Raw genomic sequence first — 18,988 nt, 5'->3', positions numbered from 1 at the left:
GTGGGCGCACATATTCTTGTCCCCATGTACTTCACGGACCGTGGCATCGAGGAACTGGAGAAGCGGCGCGGCGAGGAGGAGGTCACCTTCGAGTGGCTCGCCGAGCAGCTGCGGACGTTCGTCGACCTCAATCCCGACTTCGAGGTGCCGGTGGAACGCCTGGCGACCTGGCTGGCCCGGCTGGACGACGACGAGGACGAGGACGAGGAGTAGGGCAGGACCCGGCCGCGCGGGTTCAGTCGCGTGGGTGGGTGAGGGTGTGGGTGGTCAGCGTGACGGTGCCGTGGGCGAGCAGGAGCGTCCCCGCCACGATCCAGCCGCCGCTGCGGTGCCGTAGGCCCCAGACGGCCAGCGGCAGGCCCGCGGCCATCTGCACGAGGGCCAGGACGGGCACGGCGGGTACGGGCGACGGACCGCCCGCGCGGGAGGGCCGGGGTGCGGGGTGCCGGGGTGCGGGGTGCCGGGGTGCGGGGTGCCGGGCGCCGGTGGTGCCGCCCGGCCGGTCCATCGCTCCCGCTCCGTACTCCCTCTGCTGTTCCTGGGCCTGCTGTTCCTGGGCCTGGGCCCGATCCCTGCGCTCGTCCCCGCCCGTCGCGCTCTTCCCGCCGTCCTCGTCCTTCCCGCTGCTCCCGTCCGCCTCGATCCGGCGGGTGTCCGGCTGGAGCCGGGCCGCTTCGAGCAGTCCGTCGGCGTTCTCGCCGGGGGCGAGTCCCGGGGGCAGGGATACGCCCGCGCGGGTGAGGACGGCGAGGACACCGCTCAGCCGCGCGGAGGCGTCGGCGGCGGAATCCGGCTCGGTCAGCTCGTTCAGGGCCTGCATGTCCAGGACCGGGTCGAGGCCGAGCCGGCCCGCGAAGGTGCGCATGGCCTCCTCCATGCCGGCCGGTGTGCCGTCGGCCAGCCACACATAGCCGACCGGACGGCGGAAGCCGGTGGCGAGGGTGAGCCCGGCCCGCTCTCCGTCCCACCACAGGGCCAGCACCGGCCAGGAGACACCGACGGTGAGCGCGATGGCCCAGCCGTTGACCACCCGGTCCACCGGGTCCGTGCCGGACCGCCAGGGCCCGCCCTCGGGAACGAGCACGCTCCACTCCTCGCCGGCTCGGGCGAGCAGCATGCGTTCGTGCAGCAGCCGGGCGGCGGGGACGACGGATCCGGCCTCCGCACGGCACAGCAGCAGGGCTCCCGATACGGGGCGGGCCCGGCCCGCGACCTGGGATTGTTCCGTCGACATGGTCATACCGTAGGGCAATTCGCCCCTTTTGCACGGCGACCGCTCATTTGCACGGCGACCGCTCACTGGAACGAGCGCCTTGACTTTCCCCGTCCGCGATATATCGTGAATCACGTAAGACGCGATATGGCGCGTCGTGGTGTGCGTGCAGCCATGCATCACACTCCTCGTTGCGCCGTTACGCCCTCCGGCACTCAGACATCCGGCAGCCCGGCAGCCGGCCCAGGAGGTTCCACCATGTTCGAAAGGTCCGTCTCGGGGTCCGAGAAGCTCGCTTTCGACGACCCAGTGACCGAGCTCCACGTCCGCATCGTCAACGGAACGGTGAACGTGGTGGGCACGGACGAGGGTTCCGCCCGGCTGGAGGTCTCCGAGGTCGAGGGACCGCCCCTGGTGGTGACCCAGCGGGACGGCGTCCTGACGGTGGCCTACGAGGACCTGCCCTGGAAGGGCTTCCTCAAGTGGCTGGACCGCAAGGGCTGGCGCCGCAGCGCGGTGGTCTCCCTGGCCGTTCCGGCGCACACGCGGGTCGAGGTGGGGGTGGTCGGCGCCGGTGCCGTCGTCTCCGGGATCAAGGGACCGTCCGTGGTGAAGGGCGTCACGGGCGACGCGACCCTGGTCGCCCTCTCCGGCCCGGTCCGCGCGGACACGGTGTCCGGGAACGTCGAGGCCCAGTCCGTCACCGGTGACCTCCGGTTCAACTCCGTATCCGGCGACCTCACCGTGGTCGACGGCTCCGGCTCCACCGTGCGGGCGGACTCGGTCAGCGGCTCCATGATCGTGGACCTCGCCGCCGACGGTCCCACCGACATCCGGCTGACCAGTGTCTCCGGCGAGATCGCGATCCGGCTGCCCGATCCGGCGGATGCCGAGGTCGAGGCCAACACGGCGAGCGGCGCCGTCTCCAACGCCTTCGACGGCCTGCGGGTGCACGGCCAGTGGGGCGCCCACAAGATAACCGGCCGGCTGGGCGCGGGCACCGGCAAGCTGCGGGCCACCACCGTCTCCGGCTCCATCGCCCTGCTGCGCCGCCCGCCCCACGAGGAGGAGGGCGAGCCGTGGGACGACTCGGGGGACCGCTCCGTCCCCGTTCCGGACCCCGGCTCCTCCGACGCCACACCCGGCGGCCCCGCCGATGGCCCGACCGACGGCCCGACCGACAAGAAGGTGCTCTGACATGCCCCCCGTCTTCGCCCACGGCCGCCTCCGCCTCTACCTGCTGAAGCTGCTGGACGAGGCCCCGCGCCACGGTTACGAGGTGATCCGTCTGCTCGAGGAGCGCTTCCAGGGGCTCTACGCGCCGTCGGCGGGCACGGTCTACCCGCGCCTGGCCAAGCTGGAGGCCGAGGGCCTGGTCACCCACACCACCGAGGGCGGCCGCAAGGTGTACTCGATCACGGACGCCGGCCGTGCCGAACTGGCCGGCCGCAGCGGCGAGCTGATCGACCTGGAGCTGGAGATCCGGGAGTCGGTCGCCGAGCTGGCCGCCGAGATCCGGGCCGACGTCCGCGGTGCGGCGGGCGACCTGCGCCGTGAGATGCGTGCCGCCGCCGGCCAGGCCCGCAAGGGCGGCCGTGACGCGGAGGCGCCGGACGGGGCCGGCGCCGGCCCCGCCTCCGGCGGCGACTTCACGGGCCTCGGCGACAACGAGGCCTGGCGCGCCGCGAAGGAGGAGATGCGCCGCGCCAAGCAGGAGTGGAAGGAACAGGCCCGACGCGCGAAGGACGAGAGCCGCCGCGCCCGCGACGAGGCGCAGCGTGCCCGCCGTCAGGCCAAGGAGGCCCAGGAGCGGGCCGCCGCCCAGGCCCAGGAGGAGGTGCAGCGCATCGCCCGGCGGGTCCAGGAGCAGGTGCAGGACCACTTCTCACGGGGCGACTGGCCGACGGGCCTGCGCGAGGGCCTGGGTGAGCTGGTCAAGGAGGTGGGCGAGTTCGGCAAGGACTTCGGCTTCGGCCGTACCGGCGCGGAGAGCGGCGCCCCGGCTCCCGGCCCGTCGTACTCCCGGACACCGGAGGACTTCCCCGCCGACTACACCCCGTCCTGGGCGCACGAGGACGCCACGGACTCCGCCGGTGACCCCGCGCGCGACCTGGACCGCCTGCTGGACCGCTTCCGGGACGACATCCGCGACGCGACCCGCGACCACGGCATCACCCCGGACCAGCTCCGCGAAGCCCGCCACCACCTGTCCACGGCCGCAGCCCGGATCGGAGCCCTCCTGCACACCCCGAAGCCCTGACGAGGGCCCCGGGGCAGGCCCGCCCGGTCCCGCTCGGCCCGCGACCGCACATAACCCGGCCCTCTCGACCGTCACGCAGGTGCGCACCCCGGGGATGGTCCGCGGGACGACAACCATGACGCGACCCGCACCGCGCGATCCCTGGCCCCGGCGTCCCCTGACCGGCTCCGCGACGCCTGTCCGCCCGCCACCACCCGTCCACGACAGAGCCCGAGCAGGCACCCTGACGGACGGCCGGAACCCGACCGGGCGTCCGTCTCGGCCAAGTCCCGCCCCTGACCGGCCTACGCGTCCGGCCGCCCGGCTCCCACGGTGCTCAGCCCGCCTTGGCCTCCCCGTCGCCGTACAGGACCCTCGCCAGGGACTCGTACGTGACGCCGTGATCCGCGAGGACTTCCGCCGGAACACCTGGGTGGACGGTCAGGGCCAGCAGGAGGTGTTCGTCGCCGATGTGGCGATCGTGACGGTCGGTGGCGAAACGCAGGGCGCCCACCAGGGCGTCCTTGGCCTCCCGGGTGAAGGGCCGGCGCCCCGAGCGCCACCGGCCGACGCTCCTCCCGTCGCGGGACATGGCTCCGGGGCCGTGCACGTCCTCCACCCTGGCGACGATCTCCGTGACATCGATGCCGAGCCCGGCCAGCGCGTCCGTCTCGGCCTGGGTCAGCCCGGCCCTCCGTCGCGCCTCCTCCACCGCGGCCCGCACCGAATCCCGTCGCTCGGCGAGTCCGAGAGCGGCCAGCGCGAACGAGCCCCGGCTGCCCTCCCGGTCGATCAGGGCCAGCAGCAGATGGTCGGCACCGACGTGCCGCGCTCCCGCCTCCTCGGCCTGCTCGACCGCCCCCTTCACCACGGCGCGGGCATCCTTCGTGAACCGTTCGAACATCAATGCCTCCCGTACTTCTTGTGCACGGCCTGCCTGCTCACTCCGAGCTCGTTGGCGATCTCCTGCCACGACCAGCCGTGGTTGCGCGCGTTGCGCACCTGCACGGCCTCCAACTGCTCCAGCAGCCTGCGCAGCGCGGCGACGGCCCGCAGGCCGACCCGCGGATCACGGTCACCCGCCCGCTCGGCAAGATCGGTTGCCTCAGTCATGCCGTCAACATACGTTGACAACAGACCGTGCGTCAACCCTGGTTGACAAGCGGGCGGCCGGCCCGGAAGCCGGGCCGGCCGTGAACACCCCCCGCGAGAGGCCGCAGGGATGGGCGCTGTGTCCCTACGCGGCTACGGACCGGTGAGCACGATCTTTCCGAACTGCCCGCCCGTCTCCATCCGCTCGAACCCCTCCCGGGCCCGGTCCATGGGCAGCACCTCGTCGATGACGGGGCGCACACCGGCGGCGGCGCAGAAGGCGAGCAGGTCCTCCAGTTCGTCCTTGCTGCCCATCGTCGACCCGACGACCTTGAGCTCCAGGAAGAAGATCCGGGTCAGCTCGGCGTGCGAGGGCCGGTCGCCGCTGGTGGCGCCGGAGATCACCAGCGTGCCGCCGGGCCGCAGCGACTTCACCGAGTGGGACCAGGTGGCGGCCCCCACCGTCTCGATGACCGCGTCGACCCGCTGCGGCAGCCGCGCCCCGGGTTCCAGCGCCTCCACGGCGCCCAGTTCCAGGGCCCGCTTCCGCTTCGCCTCGTCGCGGCTGGTGGCGAACACCCGCAGCCCCGCGGCCCTGCCGAGCACGATCGCGGCGGTGGCGACGCCTCCGCCGGCGCCCTGCACCAGTACGGAGTCGCCGGGCCGCACCCCGGCGTTGGTGAACAGCATCCGGTACGCGGTCAGCCAGGCCGTGGGCAGGCAGGCCGCCTCCTCGAAGGACAGTTCCTTCGGCTTGGGCAGGACGTTCCAGGTGGGCACGGCGACCTGCTCGGCGAACGTGCCGGGGTAGCGCTCCGTCAGGATCGACCGGGGCTCCCCCGGGCCCACCCCGTGGCCGGTCTGTCCGATCACGGAGTGCAGGACGACCTCGTTGCCGTCCTCGTCGATCCCGGCGGCGTCGCAGCCGAGGATCATCGGCAGCCGCTCCTCCGGGAGGCCGACGCCCCGCAGGGACCACAGGTCATGGTGATTGAGGGAGGCGGCCTTCACGGTCACGGTGCTCCAGCCGGGGCGGGCCTCGGGAGCCGGACGCTCCCCCAGCTCCAGACCGGAAAGCGGCTGGTCACGGTCGATTCGGGCGGCGTAGACAGCGAACATGACCTTGACGATAGGTCGCCCGTCCTCCTGACGGAACAAGACGTCGCTGTGAGACACGCCTTCTTGCCACCGCGCTTCGGACCACACAAGCGAATCGGCCCCGTCCACCCGTGGACGGGGCCGACACACCTTCGCGCGCCTCAGCGGCGGGCGACGCCCTCCGCGCGGGCCGCCGCGGCGACCGCCGCGGTCACCGCCGGCGCGACCCGCTCGTCGAACGGGGACGGGATGACGTAGTCGGGGGCGAGATCGTCTCCGACCACGGCCGCCAGCGCCTCGGCCGCCGCCAGCTTCATCCCCTCGGTGATCCGTGAGGCCCGCACCTGCAGCGCTCCGGCGAAGATCCCCGGGAACGCCAGCACGTTGTTGATCTGGTTCGGGAAGTCCGACCGCCCGGTGGCCACGACAGCCGCGTACTTGTGGGCGATCTCCGGGTGCACCTCGGGGTCGGGGTTGGCCATGGCGAAGACGAAGGCACCCTCGGCCATCGACGCCACCGCGGGCTCCGGCACCGTACCGCCGGAGACGCCGATGAAGACGTCGGCCCCGGACAGCGCGTCCTCCAGCGATCCGGAGAAGCCGGCCTTGTTGGTGAAGCCCGCCAGCTCACGCTTGACCGGCGTGAGGTCCTCGCGGTCCCGCGAGACGACACCCTTGCGGTCGGCCACGGCGACATCGCCGATACCGGCCTCGACGAGCATCTTCGCGATGGCGACACCGGCCGCGCCCGCGCCCGAGATCACGGCCCGCAGCTCGCCCAGGGTCCGCCCGCTCAGCCGCGCCGCGTTCCGCAGCGCCGCCAGCGACACGACCGCGGTGCCGTGCTGGTCGTCGTGGAAGACCGGGATGTCCAGCCGCTCCTGGAGCCGCTGCTCGATCTCGAAGCACCGGGGCGCCGAGATGTCCTCCAGGTTCACGCCGCCGAAGGACGGGGCGAGCCGGACCACGGTCTCGATGATCTCGTCCACGTCGGTGCAGTCCAGGGCGAGCGGAACCGCGTCCACGCCGCCGAACTGCTTGAAGAGGATCGCCTTGCCCTCCATCACGGGGAGGGAGGCCTCGGGTCCGATGTCGCCGAGCCCCAGCACGGCCGTACCGTCCGTGACGACGGCGACGACCGAGGACTTCCAGGTGTAGTCGTGGACGAGGTCCGGCTGCTCGGCGATCGCGCTGCACACCTTCGCGACGCCGGGCGTGTACGCCAGGGACAGGTCGTCCTTGTCGCGGAGCGGCACGGTGGCCTGCACAGCCATCTTGCCGCCGCGGTGCAGCGCGAATGCCGGGTCGAAGGACTCGAGGGGCTCCGCCCCGCCGTCCTGCTCCTCATGACCGGTCCGGCTTTCGCTGTCGCTGCGAGGATTGACAATCTCCGCTGCCACTTGGTTTTACCCCTTAATGGTTCATGGTTTGAGGGTTGCCGCTCCGGGTGAGGAGCGGGCGGGACCGCGTCGGGCCCGGTGGGTTGATGCGTCGGGCTCGGACACGACGGGCGCGCCGCACACGCGCCCTTGATCCCCGGATGAGGGGTGTAAAGCACCTTCTTACCGGACCGGCGCCTTCGGCGACGAGTCCATAACGCAAAGGTCACATGCGGGTGCCAGGACCCATCGACCAATTTCAGGACAAGGTCTGGACAAACAGTCGGCAAGCGCTCGAGACACGGTAAATCCGACGGCTGAACGCCCCTCGCCTCATCGAGAACCGAAGATCTTCCGGCCACGATGGCGGGATTCCGCAGGCTGTCCGGTCGTGATGGAGCGGAGCAGCGCGGTTCGAGCGTCACCTGTTATCCGATTTTGACATGGCGAGCCCCCTGAGTGGCGTAGTCCGAATGGCAAGATGCGGTAATCACACAGAGTCGCGACACTCGAAGACGTGTGCTTCCGTCGACTCGCGGCACGGCCGGTCCCCATCGGCCGTGGCCCACCCCATCGGCACCCCACCCTTCCGCCGGAGGAACCACCATGACCGCACGCATCACCCGTCGCACCCCCGCCGCCAAGACCCGATTGGCGGCGGTTGGCGCGATCGCGGTCGCAGGCGCCCTGCTCGTCACCGGCTGCGGTGACCAGACCAAGAACAACGGCAACGGCTCGGACGGCGGCGACACCGCGTCCAGCAGCGCCGCCCCGCTGGCCGACAAGCTGCCGCAGGCGATCCGCGACAAGGGCGTCATCAAGGTCGGCTCGGACATCGCGTACGCCCCGGTCGAGTTCAAGGACGACTCCGGCAAAACGGTCGGCATCGACCCCGACCTCGCGGACGCCATGGGCAAGCAGCTCGGCGTGACGTTCGAGTTCCAGAACGGCACGTTCGACACCCTCATCGGCGGTCTCGCGTCCAAGCGCTACGACATCGCGATGTCGGCCATGACCGACACCAAGGAGCGGCAGGAGGGCATCGACTCCGACACCGGTAAGAAGGTCGGCGCCGGTGTCGACTTCGTCGACTACTTCACCGCGGGCGTCTCGCTCTACACCAACAAGGGCGACGACCAGGGCATCAAGACCTGGGACGATCTGTGCGGCAAGACCATGGCGGTCCAGCGCAACACCTTCTCCCACGACCTCGCCAAGGACCAGGCGAAGAAGTGCGAGGAGGACGGCGAGAAGACCCTGAAGATCGAGGACTTCGCGACCAACCCCGAGGCCGAGACCCGTATGCGTTCCAAGGGCGCGAACGTCGTCTCCGCCGACTTCCCGATCGCCGCGTACTCCGTGAAGAACTCCGGTGGCGGCGAGTACTTCGAGATCGTCGGCGACCAGGTCGAGGCGGGCCCGTACGGAATCGCCCTCGCCAAGGACAACACCGAACTGCGCGACGCCCTGCAGGCGGCCCTGCAGGCAGTCATCGACAGCGGCGAGTACAAGAAGATCGTGGAGAAGTGGGGCGTCGCAGACGGCGCGATCACCGAGGCCAAGATCAACGGCGGCTCCTGAACCGTCCCGTTCGACGCGGCTCTGAAAGGCTCCATCCGTGACTGTTGACGTCAACAAGACGGCCGGTCCCGACGCGACGCCCCCCGCCGGGCCGGAGGCCATCAAGGCCGTTCCGGTCCGGCACCCGGGGCGGTACGTGTCCGCGGCCGTCGCGCTCGCCCTTCTGGGCTCGGTCATCTACGCCTTCGCGCAAGGCAAGATCAACTGGGGCGCGATCCCCGAGTACTTCTTCGACGACCGCATCATCGACGGTGTCCTCAACACCCTGCTGCTCACGGTGCTGTCGATGGTGATCGGCATCGCCGGCGGCATCCTGCTCGCCGTGATGCGCCTGTCGAAGAACCCGGTGACGTCCTCGATCGCGTGGTTCTACATCTGGTTCTTCCGCGGCACACCGGTCCTGGTCCAGCTCTTCGTCTGGTTCAACCTCGGCCTGGTGTTCGAGTACATCAACCTGGGCCCGGTCTACAAGGACTACTGGTCGTCCTTCATGACGCCGCTGCTGGCGGCGCTGCTCGGCCTGGGCCTCAACGAGGCCGCCTACATGGCCGAGATCTGCCGCGCCGGACTGCTCTCGGTCGACGAGGGACAGACCGAGGCGTCGCACGCCCTGGGCATGAGCCACACGAAGACGCTCCGCCGGATCGTCATCCCGCAGGCCATGCGCGTCATCGTGCCGCCGACCGGCAACGAAGTGATCAACATGCTGAAGACGACCTCACTCGTCTCGGCGGTGCAGTTCTACGACCTCTTCAAGGAGGCGCAGGACATCGGCCAGAACGCGGGCTCGCCGGTGGAGATGTACTTCCTGGCCGCCGCCTGGTACCTGATCATGACCTCGATCCTGAGCGTCGGGCAGTACTACGTCGAGCGGTACTACGCCCGCGGTTCGAGCCGCTCCCTGCCTTTGACACCGCTGCAGCGCTTCAAGGCCGCGGTCCTTCCCACGCGCCGCCCGAAGGGAGTCGCGGCATGAACCAGTCCTCCCCCGCCATGGTCAAGGCCGAGGGCGTCCACAAGTCCTTCGGCCCCGTGGAGGTCCTCAAGGGCATCGACCTGGAGGTGAAGTCCGGCGAGGTGTTCTGCCTCATCGGTCCCTCCGGCTCCGGCAAGTCCACCTTCCTGAGGTGTATCAACCACCTCGAGAAGGTCAACGCGGGACGTCTGTACGTCGACGGGGAGCTGGTCGGCTACCGCCAGAAGGGCGACAAGCTGTACGAGCTCAAGGACAGCGAGGTCGCGCTGAAGCGCCGGGACATCGGCATGGTCTTCCAGCGCTTCAACCTGTTCCCGCACATGACCGCGCTGGAGAACGTCATCGAGGCGCCGGTACAGGTCAAGGGCGTGAGCAGGGCGCAGGCCAGGGAGCGCGCGGGGCAGTTGCTGGAGCGCGTGGGCCTGGCCGACAAGGCCGGGAGCTACCCTTCGCAGCTCTCCGGCGGCCAGCAGCAGCGGGTGGCGATCGCGCGGGCGCTCGCCATGGACCCGAAGCTGATGCTGTTCGACGAGCCGACCTCGGCCCTCGACCCGGAGCTGGTCGGTGACGTCCTCGACGTCATGCGCGACCTGGCCGAGTCGGGCATGACGATGGTCGTCGTCACCCACGAGATGGGCTTCGCCCGCGAGGTGGGCGACAGCCTGGTCTTCATGGACGACGGCGTGGTGGTCGAGTCCGGCCGCCCGCGGGACGTGCTGACCGACCCGCAGCACGAGCGGACGAAGTCGTTCCTGTCCAAGGTGCTCTGACAGCCCACGGGAACGCGCGAGGACGGAGGGGCGGTACGGATGATCTCCGTACCGCCCCTCCGTCGTGCACGTCGTGCGCCTCGTGCGCCTCGTGCGGCGAGCCTCACTTCACCGCGAGCAGCAGGGTGTCCGAGGGCGAGCACCACACCGGGCGGGCCTCGGCGAACCCCTTTTCGCGCAGCACGCGCGCGTGCCGCGCGGCGGACGGCATGTCGCCGTCGGCGTGCTCGCCGTAGATCTCGAAGCGGCGGGCGGTGGGCTCGGCGAGGACGGGGTCCTGGGCCGCGGCCTTCCACCATTCGGCCCAGTCGAGGGCGCCGTTCCGCCTGGTCCGGTCCATGCGCGCGTGGCGCTGGGCGCGCTCGGCCGCGTTGATCCGGGGGGTCGTCTCGTCGATCATGTGGTCCGCGTTCATGAAGACACCGCCGTCACGGACCAGCTCCGCGACCTGTCCGTAGAGGTCCGCGAGGGGTTCGCTGTGCAGCCAGTGGAGGGCGGTCGCGGTCAGTACGGCGTCGTAGGAGTCATGGGGAAGCCGGTCGGGCCAGTCGGGATCCTTGAGGTCGGCCGTGACGAAGGTGACCCGCTCGTCGCCCGCGAAGGTGCCCTCGGCGATGGTGAGCAGCGCCGGGTCCAGGTCGACGCCGGTGCTGGTGGCGTCCGGGAACCGGGTGAGCAGCCGGGCGGTGATGGTCCCCGTGCCACAGGCGAGGTCCAGGACGCGCGGGGAGCCGCCGACGACGGCCTCCACCATGTCGAGCATGACCCGGAACCGCTCCTCGCGGTCGGGCATGTACCACTCCTGCTGGCGGTCCCAGCTCTCCTGCCAGGCCTGCCAGTCGGCTGTCGCCGCGGCCTTGATCGTCGTCGCACCGGCCTTCGTGTCCGTCATGCAGCCCCTCCCGCATCCGCGAAACGTAATACCCTTTAAGCGCGATCACCTGTTACTCGACCGCAGACACGACCATAGACCTCCCGCGTAAGGACTACAAGTGGAACTGGCCTATTACTCGGACTACGCCCTGCGTCTCGTCAACACCGAGGAGCCGACCCGGGGTACGGACACCCTGACTTCGGTGGAGGCCGTCCGCGACCTGTTCGGCGCCAACCAGTCCGCGGCGCGGCGCGCGACCGAGGCGGACGTGACCCGGTTCCGTTCCGTCAGGGCCCGCCTGCGCGCGGTCTTCGAGGCGGCGGACGCGGGCGACGAGACCCTCGGCGTCGATCTGCTGAACTCACTGCTGCTGGAGTTCCCGGTGAGCCCGCAGATCTCCGGGCACGACCACCGCGACGACGACGGCCGCCCGCTGTGGCACATGCACCTGGCGGACCACCCGTCCAACCCGACCGCCGGCTACGCCGCCATCGCCGCGATGGGTCTGGCCTTCCACCTCACCGAGTACGGCGTGGACCGCCTCGGCCTGTGCGAGGCGCCGCCCTGCCGCAACGCCTATCTCGACACCTCGACCAACCGCTCCCGGCGCTACTGCTCGGACCGCTGCGCCACCCGCGCCAACGTGGCCGCCTACCGCGCCCGCAAGCGCCTGGAGGCCGAGCGGACGGAGAACACCGGCCGGGCCGCCGACAGCGCCCAGCCCAGCACGGCCAGCGGCGAGCGCTGAGCCGGTGTGCGCGGCCGGTAGCGCAGGCGGACCCGGCCGAGCACCAGCCCGTCGGGCACCACCCCGTAGTCGGTGCTGTCACCGCCGGCGTACCGGTTGTCCCCCAGCACCCACCAGCCGCCCTCCCGCCGCTCGGCGGCCCGCTTGACCACGAGCAGATCCTGCTGGAACGGGTGCCGCAGCACGATCACGGACCCCGGCCTGATCCGGGCCCCGTAATGCACCAGGAGCCGGTCCCCGTGGTGCAGCGTGGGCACCATGGACGGCCCCGTCACCTCGGCCACCCCGAAGGGCAGCGGCGCCCCCGCCCGCTCGGCGTCCTGCGACAGCTCCGGCATCACCCGGCACCTCCCCGGTTCTTCCTCCACCGGTCCCAGTCTGACCCCGGACTTTTGTCCTAAGCCCCCGGGGGCACTCGAGAAAACCACTCCTCCACGGAGTAATGTCCCCTGTGAGAAGACGATCACGAGGAAGGATTGCTCCATGCTTTCCCGCCTGTTTGCCCCCAAGGTCAAGGTCAGCGCCCACTGCGACCTGCCCTGCGGCGTGTACGACCCGGCCCAGGCCCGCATCGAGGCAGAGTCGGTCAAGGCCGTCCAGGAGAAGATGGCCGGCAACGACGACGCCCACTTCCAGGCCCGCGCCACGGTCATCAAGGAGCAGCGCGCCGAACTGGCGAAGCACCACGTCTCCGTCCTGTGGAGCGACTACTTCAAGCCCCCGCACTTCGAGAAGTACCCGGAGCTGCACCAGCTGGTCAACGACACCCTGAAGGCCCTGTCTGCCGCCAAGGGCTCGACCGACCCGGCCACCGGCCAGAAGGCACTGGACTACATCGCCCAGATCGACAAGATCTTCTGGGAGACGAAGAAGGCCTGATCTTCGATCATGCTGCTTGACCTGCGATTTCTTTGGTCGCCTGGTCTTCCTGTCCGCACCCGGTCCACAGACCGCCGTCCGGCGCCCTGTGACGGCCGGGTGCGGGCGTCTTCGGCGACGGCGGGCAGGGGCGAAGCCGCCCGCGGCGGCCGCCCGCGCACCGACAGCCTGCGTCGTCATGACACGCGCATGACTCCCGCCGGTATTCCTGGTGCGCGGCTGCTCGGTCGTGGCGACTTCGCCCACGCTCGGAGGAAGCCCCTGCACCGGGCCGGCGCCGGGTTCAGCGCTCCCTGCTGTACGTGCGCACCAGCACCCCGTTCGTGAACGTACGCACCGACCCGAGGGCGAACTCCGTCACCGAGAAGCCCGCGCCGAACATCGGCATGCCGGCGCCCTGCACGATCGGGTACGTCTTGATGACCAGCTCGTCGATCTCGTCGAGCAGTTCACCGGCGAGCACGGAGCCCCCGCACAGGTAGATGCCGAGCGGGCCGTCCTCGGCCTTCAGCTTCCGGACCCGGCCCACCGGATCGTCGGCGATGATCTCGACGTTCGGGTCGGGCGACTCCTTCAGCGTGCGCGAGGCGACGTACTCGCGCAGGTGGGCGTACGGGCTGGTGATGCCCTCCTTCAGGGCGATGTCATAGCTTGCGCGGCCCTGGAGGATCGTGTCGAACCGCTGGTTCGGCAGGTCGTCGATGCCGAGCGGGCGGCGGCCGTGGGTGGGGAGGGTCTCCGGGTACTCCGCCTTGAGGAACGCGAGGAACTCCTCGTCGACGAAGCGCATCATCGCCGACGCGTCGCCCTCCGGGTCCCCGATGAAGCCGTCGATGGAGCAGGCGATGAAGTAGGTGAGCTTTCGCAACGCGGTCTCTTTCCGTAGGCTGCCTCGTCCGTGAACCACTTCATTTGTAGTACTTCACTTGTAGTGGTTGCAAGGGATTTACGGACGCGGACCGGAGATCGAGACACGTGAGGAAGGAAAATCCGCATGGCCGCCAACCCTGAACGCCGTACGGCCCTGGTCGACGCCGGGGTCGAGGTGCTCGCCCGCGAAGGGGCCCGGGGACTGACGTTCCGCGCGGTGGACGCGCAGGCCGGGGTGCCGGTGGGCACCGCCTCCAACTACTTCGGCGGGCGGGACGACCTGCTGCGCCAGATCGACTCCCGGCTGCACGTACGGCTCGCACCCGACCCGGCCGTCGTCGCCGAGCTGCTGACCCGGCCGCGGGACCGCTCACTGGTCACCGCGTTCATGCACGACCTGATGGCCCGTGCGACCGGTGACCGCACGGGCTGGCTGGCCCTGCTGGAGATGCGGCTGGAGGCCACCCGGCGCCCCGAGCTGCTCGCCTCCTACACCGCCTCGGTCCGTGGCGACCTCGTGGAGGGCATGGAGTTCCAGCGGGCCGCCGGGCTTCCGGGCGGCGACGAGACCGTGGCGGTGCTGTACCTGGCCATGCTCGGGCTCATCCTGGAGCACCTGACGCTGCCGGGCGTCCTGGACGGCGTACTGCCCGGGGTGAACGTGCCGGACGGGCTCGTGGACCGGATCGTGGCGACGATCGTGCCGGAGAAGCCGGAGGCACCGGCTCGGGAATAGCGGGCGGTGGGCGTCGTCATCGCAGGGTCTCGTACCGGGGCGCGGGCGGCTCGGCGGGCTCCCGGACGGGCGGCCCGGCGGGTACGGCGGGCGGGGCCGCCCCGGTCCCGCGTTCGGCGCCCGCGGGCCACACGATCTCCACCGGGACGCCCCGGGCGCGGGCGTACGTCACCAGGTGGGCGGTGGCGTCCCTGCCGTTGGACGGGATCCCGTCCCAGACCGCCAGGAGCAGGCCGCTGGTGGCGGTCATCCGCTCGTCCGCGCCGACGCAGGAGTCCCGGTGGGTCGGGTCGTACGGCAGGAGCCGCGCCTGGTCGGCGAGGTTCAGCAGTTCACCGGCGGCCATCCGGTCAGGCCGGCGCGGCATGGCGGGGACGCCGTTGTGCGTGGGGACGACCACGGCCGGGCGGCGGCCCGACGCACTCGCCGCCCGGCCGAACGCCGGCGGCGCTCCCGCACCGCAGCGCACCACGGCCGACCGCCCCCGCCCGACGGGCCCCTCCAGCCGCTCCAGTTGCTCCAGCCGCTCCAGTTGCTCCAGCCGCTCCAGTTGCTCCAGCCGCTCCCGGAACGCGGCCTCCACCAGCGTGAGCGTGTCCGCGGACAGATCGGCATGCCCGGCCGCCGCGATCTCCCTGTCCTCCGCCCCGCCGCCTGCCCCCGGGCGGCCTGCCGTCCCGTTGTCGCGCGCCGCTGTGCTCATGTCGCCCCCGGCAGTCCCCGCCGACCGGCCCTCGCGAGGCCGGTGAAGCGGGGACGCACGCCGGCAGCCCGGGCCGAACGTCCCCGACGGGACGGAAAACCGGCCCGACCGGGTTCAGTCGGGCCGGGCAGACGCGGGCGGGGCACCGGCCGGTCACGGGGTGCGGGGTTCGCGCCACATCGGCCACATGTGAGGGCCGTCCGGGAGCGGCAGGGGCTCACCGGCCGGGGCGAAGCCGAGACGTTCGTACAGCAGACGGCTGCGGACACTGCTCGCCTCCAGGTAGGCCGGCCGCCCCTCGCGGTCGCAGCGGTCGAGGACCGAACCGATGAGTGCGGTGCCGAGTCCCTCGCCCTGCCGGCCGGGCGCCACGCCGATCATCCACAGGTACTCGTGGGCCCGCCCGGTGGGATGGACGCCCGCCGTCAGCCGGCCGATCATCTCCACCCGCTCGTTCTCCGGGTCGACGGCCCGGCGTACCTGCGCGGGACCTTCGTCGTCCGCCGGGTCCCCGCCGCCGTGGTCGTCGGCCTGCATCGACATCCACAGCGCGCACGCCGAGCCGTCCTCCGTGACATCGACGCGTCCCGCGGCAAGCACGATGTCGGTGAAGGCTCCCATCAGCCTGTGGTGCGTCGTACGGCGGTACTCGGCGCCCGGGAAGACCCAGCCGCTCACCGGGTCGTCCCGGAACGCCTCGTCCAGGAGCCGGACCACCAGCTCCCGGTCCCCGTCCCCAGCCGTCCGGATCGCCACACCCATGTCCGCCCCTTCTCCTCAACCCTCTTGTGCAATAAGGGGGTTGACCCTACCGGGACGGCGACGCCCGACGGGAGGGCGAAGACGGGCGCGCGCCGAGCCGGAAACACGGTGCCGTACGGGTGGGGCCCGCACGGCACCGTGTCCCGGTGGCCCGGTGTCCCGAGCCACTCTCGAGCCGCCCTGCCTACGTGGTGCGCCGTGTCACGAACTCGGCGAGGGCCAGCAGTCCGCCCGCCGCCTCCGGGTCCGGCACCGCGCGGGCGAGTTCCTGCATCACCCGGGCCATGCGGTCGGCCGCCTGGGCCTGCGCCCAGTCGCGGCCGCCCGCCCGTTCCACGGTCAGGGCGATGTGCTCCAGGTCCTCCTCGGCGTGCGGGGCCGCGTACAGCGCGGCGAGTTCGGAGGCCGCCGGGGTGCCGGAGGTGAGCGCGGCGACCACGGGCAGGGACTTCTTGCGGGCGGCCAGATCCGCACCGGCCGGCTTGCCGGTACGCCGCGGGTCTCCCCATATGCCGATCACGTCGTCGATCAGCTGGAAGGCCAGCCCCGCCTCACGGCCGAACGCGTCCAGTGCCACCACGTCCGCCGCCCCGGCGTCCGCGTACAGCGCGCCGAGCGCACAGGCGCAGCCGAGCAGCGCGCCCGTTTTCGCCTCGGCCATGGACAGCGTCTCGTCGAGGGTGACCTCGCCGGGGGCGCGCCCTTCCATGGCTGTGTCCACCTGCTGCCCCGCGCACAGTTCCACGACGCAGTCCGCGAGCCGGGCCACCGCGGCCGGGGCCGACGGGTGCGGATCCTCCGCGAGCAGCCGCAGGGCGAGGGCGTGGAGGGCGTCCCCGGCGAGGATCGCGTCGGCGTCGCCGAACACGGTCCACGCGGTGGGCCGGTGGCGCCGGGTGGTGTCCCGGTCCATCACGTCGTCGTGCAGCAACGTGAAGTTGTGGACCAGTTCCACTGCGGCGGCCGCCCGGACGGCCGTCGCCCGTGCCGCGGGGCCGCCGAGGGCGGAGGCCGCGGCGAGCACCAGTGCGGGACGGATCGCCTTGCCGGAACCGCCGGCGGCCGGGGTGCCGTCCGCGTGCTCCCAGCCGAAGTGGTAGCGGGCGATCCGGCGCAGCGGGCCGGGCAGCGAGCCGATGGCGGCCCGCAGCACCGGATGGACCTCGGCCCGCGCCCGCTCGAGCAGAATCGTCGCCTCGTGGCCCTCGACGGGAGGGTGCACGCCCTCCGTCTCGGGTTCGGTCATGGACTCACCCCTGGCCCCGTCTCGGAGGATGAGCGGAGGTGGCGCTTCCGCCGGTGTCGCGCGTGCGCCCCCAGGGTGCACCCGCCCGGGTGGGCGAGGACACGGTGTGCGGGCCGAGAGATCCCGGAAGGTCACCGCCAGCGGCCGATCTCGACGTTCTCCAGGACGCCGAGCGCGTCCGGCACCAGGACCGCGGCCGAGTAGTAGGCCGTGACGAGGTACTTGATGACGGCCTGTTCGTTGACGCCCATGAACCGTACGGACAGGCTCGGCTCGATCTCGTCCGGGATGCCGGAGGCCCGCAGGCCGATGACGCCCTGCTCCTCCTCGCCGGTACGCAGGGCGATGATGGAGGTCGTGCGTTCCTCGGTCACCGGGATCTTGTTGCACGGGAAGATGGGGACGCCCCGCCAGGTGGGAATGCGGTTGCCGGCCATGTCGATGGTCTCCGGCACCAGCCCGCGTTTGTTGAGCTCGCGGCCGATGGCCGAGATCGCGCGCGGATGGGCGAGGAGCAGCTTGGTGCCGCGCCGCCTGCTGAGCAGCTCGTCCAGGTCGTCGGGGGTGGGTACGCCGTCGTGCGGCTGGATCCGCTGGTCGTACTCGCAGTTGTGCAGCAGGCCGAAGCCGCGGTTGTTGACGAGTTCGTGCTCCTGGCGCTCCTTCAACGCCTCGACGGTCAGCCGGATCTGCTGCTCCGTCTGGTTCATGGGCTGGTTGTAGAGGTCGGCCACGCGGGAGTGGATGCGCAGCACGGTCTGGGCGATGCTCAGTTCGTACTCGCGGGGCCTGGCCTCGTAGTCGACGAAGGTGTGCGGAATGTCGGGTTCGCCGCTGTGGTCGGCCGCGAGGTCGATCTCCTGCTCGCCGTACTTGTTGGTGCGCCGGCCGGGGGCCGAGCGCTGCTGCTGGAGGTGTTCGCTCAGTGTCTCGGCCCGCTCGGCGACCTGCTGGACGGCGTCCCGCGGCAGCACGAGCACGGTGCAGGCGGTCAGGGTGCGGGTGGTGTACTCCCAGATGGCGCCGTCGTCCAGCAGCGCCTGGTCGCCGAAGTAGGCGCCGTCGGCGAGGACTCCGAGGGACTCGTCGTCGCCGTAGGGGCCGGTGCCGACCTTCTCGACCCTGCCGTGCGCCAGCAGGAACACCTCGTCGGCCGGGCTGCCGAACGAGGCGATCACCTGGCCTGCCTCGATCTCCCGCTGCCGGCAGCGGGAGGCCAGCTCCGAGAGCACCTCCTCGTCCTCGTACGACCGCAGGGCCGGCAGCTCGCCCAGCTCGGCCGGGATGACCTCGACGCGGTCACCGGTCTTCACGAACGTCACGCGTCCGTCGCCGACGGCGTACGTCAGCCGCCGGTTCACCCGGTACGTACCGCCCTGCACGTCCACCCAGGGCAGCATGCGCAGCAGCCAGCGCGAGCTGATCTCCTGCATCTGCGGTACGGACTTGGTGGTGGTGGCCAGGTTCCGCGCCGCGGCCGTGCCGAGACTCTGCTGCTGCCGGGTCTGCTCGGTGCGGACCTCTTCGCCTACCGACATAAGGAATTGCCCTCCCAGTTGTGACCGGTGCCCATCCGTGCCGGGCGTCGGTCTCCGCGGCAAAGCCTTCCTCACGAAACGTGTCCGCGGTATTACCCGAATGAGCGGGAATGGATCTTCAGCTGTGTGGGCATTCATGGGGATTCCGTTCAGCGGCGGCCCCGTGGCCGGACATTGTCCGGATCGGCTCGTACAGGGCCCGAACAATTGGTTGCGCTCGCTCCGTATAGGTACAAGCACCGGTACGAGGCGGCTGCGACCGGCGGCCGTCGCGCTGCGAGAAG

At 71.2% G+C, this 18,988-nt stretch carries 21 protein-coding genes; 9 read left to right on the top strand and 12 right to left on the bottom strand.

What is annotated here, in order from left to right; all coding sequences use genetic code 11:
* Positions 1-24: 24 nt before the first annotated feature.
* Positions 25-213: a DUF6104 family protein gene (locus tag ACFWVE_RS18060; protein WP_381368496.1), complete on the top strand. Its 189-nt coding sequence runs from the start codon at positions 25-27 to the stop codon at positions 211-213.
* A gap of 22 nt (positions 214-235) precedes the next feature.
* Here ACFWVE_RS18060 and ACFWVE_RS18055 read toward each other — a convergent pair whose 3' ends face one another.
* Positions 236-1,234, bottom strand: coding sequence for a hypothetical protein (locus ACFWVE_RS18055; protein WP_384014817.1), 999 nt, complete (start codon positions 1,232-1,234; stop codon positions 236-238).
* A 237-nt stretch (positions 1,235-1,471) separates the two neighbouring features.
* Between ACFWVE_RS18055 and ACFWVE_RS18050 the strand changes: the two genes are divergently transcribed.
* Together ACFWVE_RS18050 and ACFWVE_RS18045 are read left to right on the top strand one after the other, a co-directional pair.
* Positions 1,472-2,410: a DUF4097 domain-containing protein gene (locus tag ACFWVE_RS18050; protein WP_384014814.1), complete on the top strand. Its 939-nt coding sequence runs from the start codon at positions 1,472-1,474 to the stop codon at positions 2,408-2,410.
* A gap of 1 nt (position 2,411) precedes the next feature.
* The gene (locus tag ACFWVE_RS18045; RefSeq protein ID WP_384014811.1) at positions 2,412-3,473 is read left to right on the top strand and encodes a PadR family transcriptional regulator; all 1,062 of its coding nucleotides are present in this window, start codon (positions 2,412-2,414) and stop codon (positions 3,471-3,473) included.
* A gap of 316 nt (positions 3,474-3,789) precedes the next feature.
* Here the strand turns inward: ACFWVE_RS18045 and ACFWVE_RS18040 are convergent, their stop codons facing one another.
* From ACFWVE_RS18040 to ACFWVE_RS18025, 4 genes are all read right to left on the bottom strand, one after another.
* Positions 3,790-4,356 (bottom strand): Clp protease N-terminal domain-containing protein, encoded by a 567-nt coding sequence (locus ACFWVE_RS18040; protein ID WP_384014808.1) that lies wholly within the window; start codon positions 4,354-4,356, stop codon positions 3,790-3,792.
* A complete protein-coding gene (locus tag ACFWVE_RS18035) occupies positions 4,356-4,565 on the bottom strand; it encodes an HTH domain-containing protein (RefSeq protein WP_055598204.1) in 210 nt (69 codons plus the stop codon). The genes ACFWVE_RS18040 and ACFWVE_RS18035 overlap by 1 nt, the downstream gene beginning before the upstream one ends.
* A gap of 132 nt (positions 4,566-4,697) precedes the next feature.
* Positions 4,698-5,663: a zinc-binding dehydrogenase gene (locus tag ACFWVE_RS18030; RefSeq protein WP_384014805.1), complete on the bottom strand. Its 966-nt coding sequence runs from the start codon at positions 5,661-5,663 to the stop codon at positions 4,698-4,700.
* Positions 5,664-5,803: 140 nt separating this feature from the next.
* Positions 5,804-7,042: an NADP-dependent malic enzyme gene (locus tag ACFWVE_RS18025; protein WP_384014802.1), complete on the bottom strand. Its 1,239-nt coding sequence runs from the start codon at positions 7,040-7,042 to the stop codon at positions 5,804-5,806.
* A gap of 585 nt (positions 7,043-7,627) precedes the next feature.
* Between ACFWVE_RS18025 and ACFWVE_RS18020 the strand changes: the two genes are divergently transcribed.
* Genes ACFWVE_RS18020 through ACFWVE_RS18010 form a run of 3 tightly spaced genes read left to right on the top strand, consistent with a single transcriptional unit; the run spans position 7,628 to position 10,348 of the window.
* Positions 7,628-8,602: an ABC transporter substrate-binding protein gene (locus ACFWVE_RS18020; protein WP_384014800.1), complete on the top strand. Its 975-nt coding sequence runs from the start codon at positions 7,628-7,630 to the stop codon at positions 8,600-8,602.
* A 37-nt stretch (positions 8,603-8,639) separates the two neighbouring features.
* Positions 8,640-9,578 carry an amino acid ABC transporter permease gene (locus ACFWVE_RS18015; RefSeq protein WP_384014797.1) on the top strand — a complete coding sequence of 313 codons (939 nt, stop codon included), beginning with the start codon at positions 8,640-8,642 and terminating at the stop codon, positions 9,576-9,578.
* Complete coding sequence (locus ACFWVE_RS18010; protein WP_384014795.1) at positions 9,575-10,348, top strand: amino acid ABC transporter ATP-binding protein; 774 nt, start codon at positions 9,575-9,577, stop codon at positions 10,346-10,348. Before ACFWVE_RS18015 ends, ACFWVE_RS18010 begins: the two co-directional genes overlap by 4 nt.
* A 103-nt stretch (positions 10,349-10,451) precedes the next feature.
* Here ACFWVE_RS18010 and ACFWVE_RS18005 read toward each other — a convergent pair whose 3' ends face one another.
* Positions 10,452-11,240, bottom strand: coding sequence for a class I SAM-dependent methyltransferase (locus ACFWVE_RS18005; protein ID WP_384014793.1), 789 nt, complete (start codon positions 11,238-11,240; stop codon positions 10,452-10,454).
* Between the two features lie 100 nt (positions 11,241-11,340).
* Between ACFWVE_RS18005 and ACFWVE_RS18000 the strand changes: the two genes are divergently transcribed.
* The gene (locus ACFWVE_RS18000; RefSeq protein ID WP_384014790.1) at positions 11,341-11,970 is read left to right on the top strand and encodes a CGNR zinc finger domain-containing protein; all 630 of its coding nucleotides are present in this window, start codon (positions 11,341-11,343) and stop codon (positions 11,968-11,970) included.
* Here ACFWVE_RS18000 and sodX read toward each other — a convergent pair.
* Entirely contained in the window at positions 11,874-12,308 is a 435-nt protein-coding gene (sodX, locus tag ACFWVE_RS17995; RefSeq protein WP_384014787.1) for a nickel-type superoxide dismutase maturation protease, read from the bottom strand. The two genes, ACFWVE_RS18000 and sodX, sit on opposite strands and share 97 nt — an antisense overlap.
* 145 nt (positions 12,309-12,453) lie before the next feature.
* Between sodX and sodN the strand changes: the two genes are divergently transcribed.
* Positions 12,454-12,849 carry a superoxide dismutase, Ni gene (sodN, locus tag ACFWVE_RS17990; protein ID WP_164560667.1) on the top strand — a complete coding sequence of 132 codons (396 nt, stop codon included), beginning with the start codon at positions 12,454-12,456 and terminating at the stop codon, positions 12,847-12,849.
* Positions 12,850-13,132: 283 nt separating this feature from the next.
* Here sodN and ACFWVE_RS17985 read toward each other — a convergent pair whose 3' ends face one another.
* The gene (locus ACFWVE_RS17985; protein ID WP_384014783.1) at positions 13,133-13,717 is read right to left on the bottom strand and encodes a dihydrofolate reductase family protein; all 585 of its coding nucleotides are present in this window, start codon (positions 13,715-13,717) and stop codon (positions 13,133-13,135) included.
* 126 nt (positions 13,718-13,843) lie between these two features.
* Here ACFWVE_RS17985 and ACFWVE_RS17980 point away from each other — a divergent pair, with 126 nt between their 5' ends.
* Complete coding sequence (locus ACFWVE_RS17980) at positions 13,844-14,455, top strand: TetR/AcrR family transcriptional regulator (RefSeq protein WP_384014781.1); 612 nt, start codon at positions 13,844-13,846, stop codon at positions 14,453-14,455.
* Positions 14,456-14,471: 16 nt separating this feature from the next.
* Here ACFWVE_RS17980 and ACFWVE_RS17975 read toward each other — a convergent pair whose 3' ends face one another.
* The 4 genes from ACFWVE_RS17975 to ACFWVE_RS17960 all read right to left on the bottom strand — a co-directional run bounded on the left by ACFWVE_RS17975 (position 14,472) and on the right by ACFWVE_RS17960 (position 18,704).
* Complete coding sequence (locus tag ACFWVE_RS17975; protein WP_384014779.1) at positions 14,472-15,158, bottom strand: hypothetical protein; 687 nt, start codon at positions 15,156-15,158, stop codon at positions 14,472-14,474.
* A gap of 153 nt (positions 15,159-15,311) precedes the next feature.
* The gene (locus ACFWVE_RS17970) at positions 15,312-15,920 is read right to left on the bottom strand and encodes a GNAT family N-acetyltransferase (RefSeq protein ID WP_384014776.1); all 609 of its coding nucleotides are present in this window, start codon (positions 15,918-15,920) and stop codon (positions 15,312-15,314) included.
* Positions 15,921-16,104: 184 nt separating this feature from the next.
* A complete protein-coding gene (locus ACFWVE_RS17965; RefSeq protein WP_384014774.1) occupies positions 16,105-17,166 on the bottom strand; it encodes a family 2 encapsulin nanocompartment cargo protein polyprenyl transferase in 1,062 nt (353 codons plus the stop codon).
* Between the two features lie 131 nt (positions 17,167-17,297).
* The gene (locus ACFWVE_RS17960; RefSeq protein ID WP_384014771.1) at positions 17,298-18,704 is read right to left on the bottom strand and encodes a family 2B encapsulin nanocompartment shell protein; all 1,407 of its coding nucleotides are present in this window, start codon (positions 18,702-18,704) and stop codon (positions 17,298-17,300) included.
* Positions 18,705-18,988: the final 284 nt, after the last annotated feature.

This window comes from Streptomyces sp. NPDC058632 (genome assembly GCF_042717095.1).
Lineage (GTDB): Bacteria > Actinomycetota > Actinomycetes > Streptomycetales > Streptomycetaceae > Streptomyces.
Note: the sequence above shows the minus strand (reverse complement) of the source record. Positions and strands in the feature narration are given on the sequence as shown.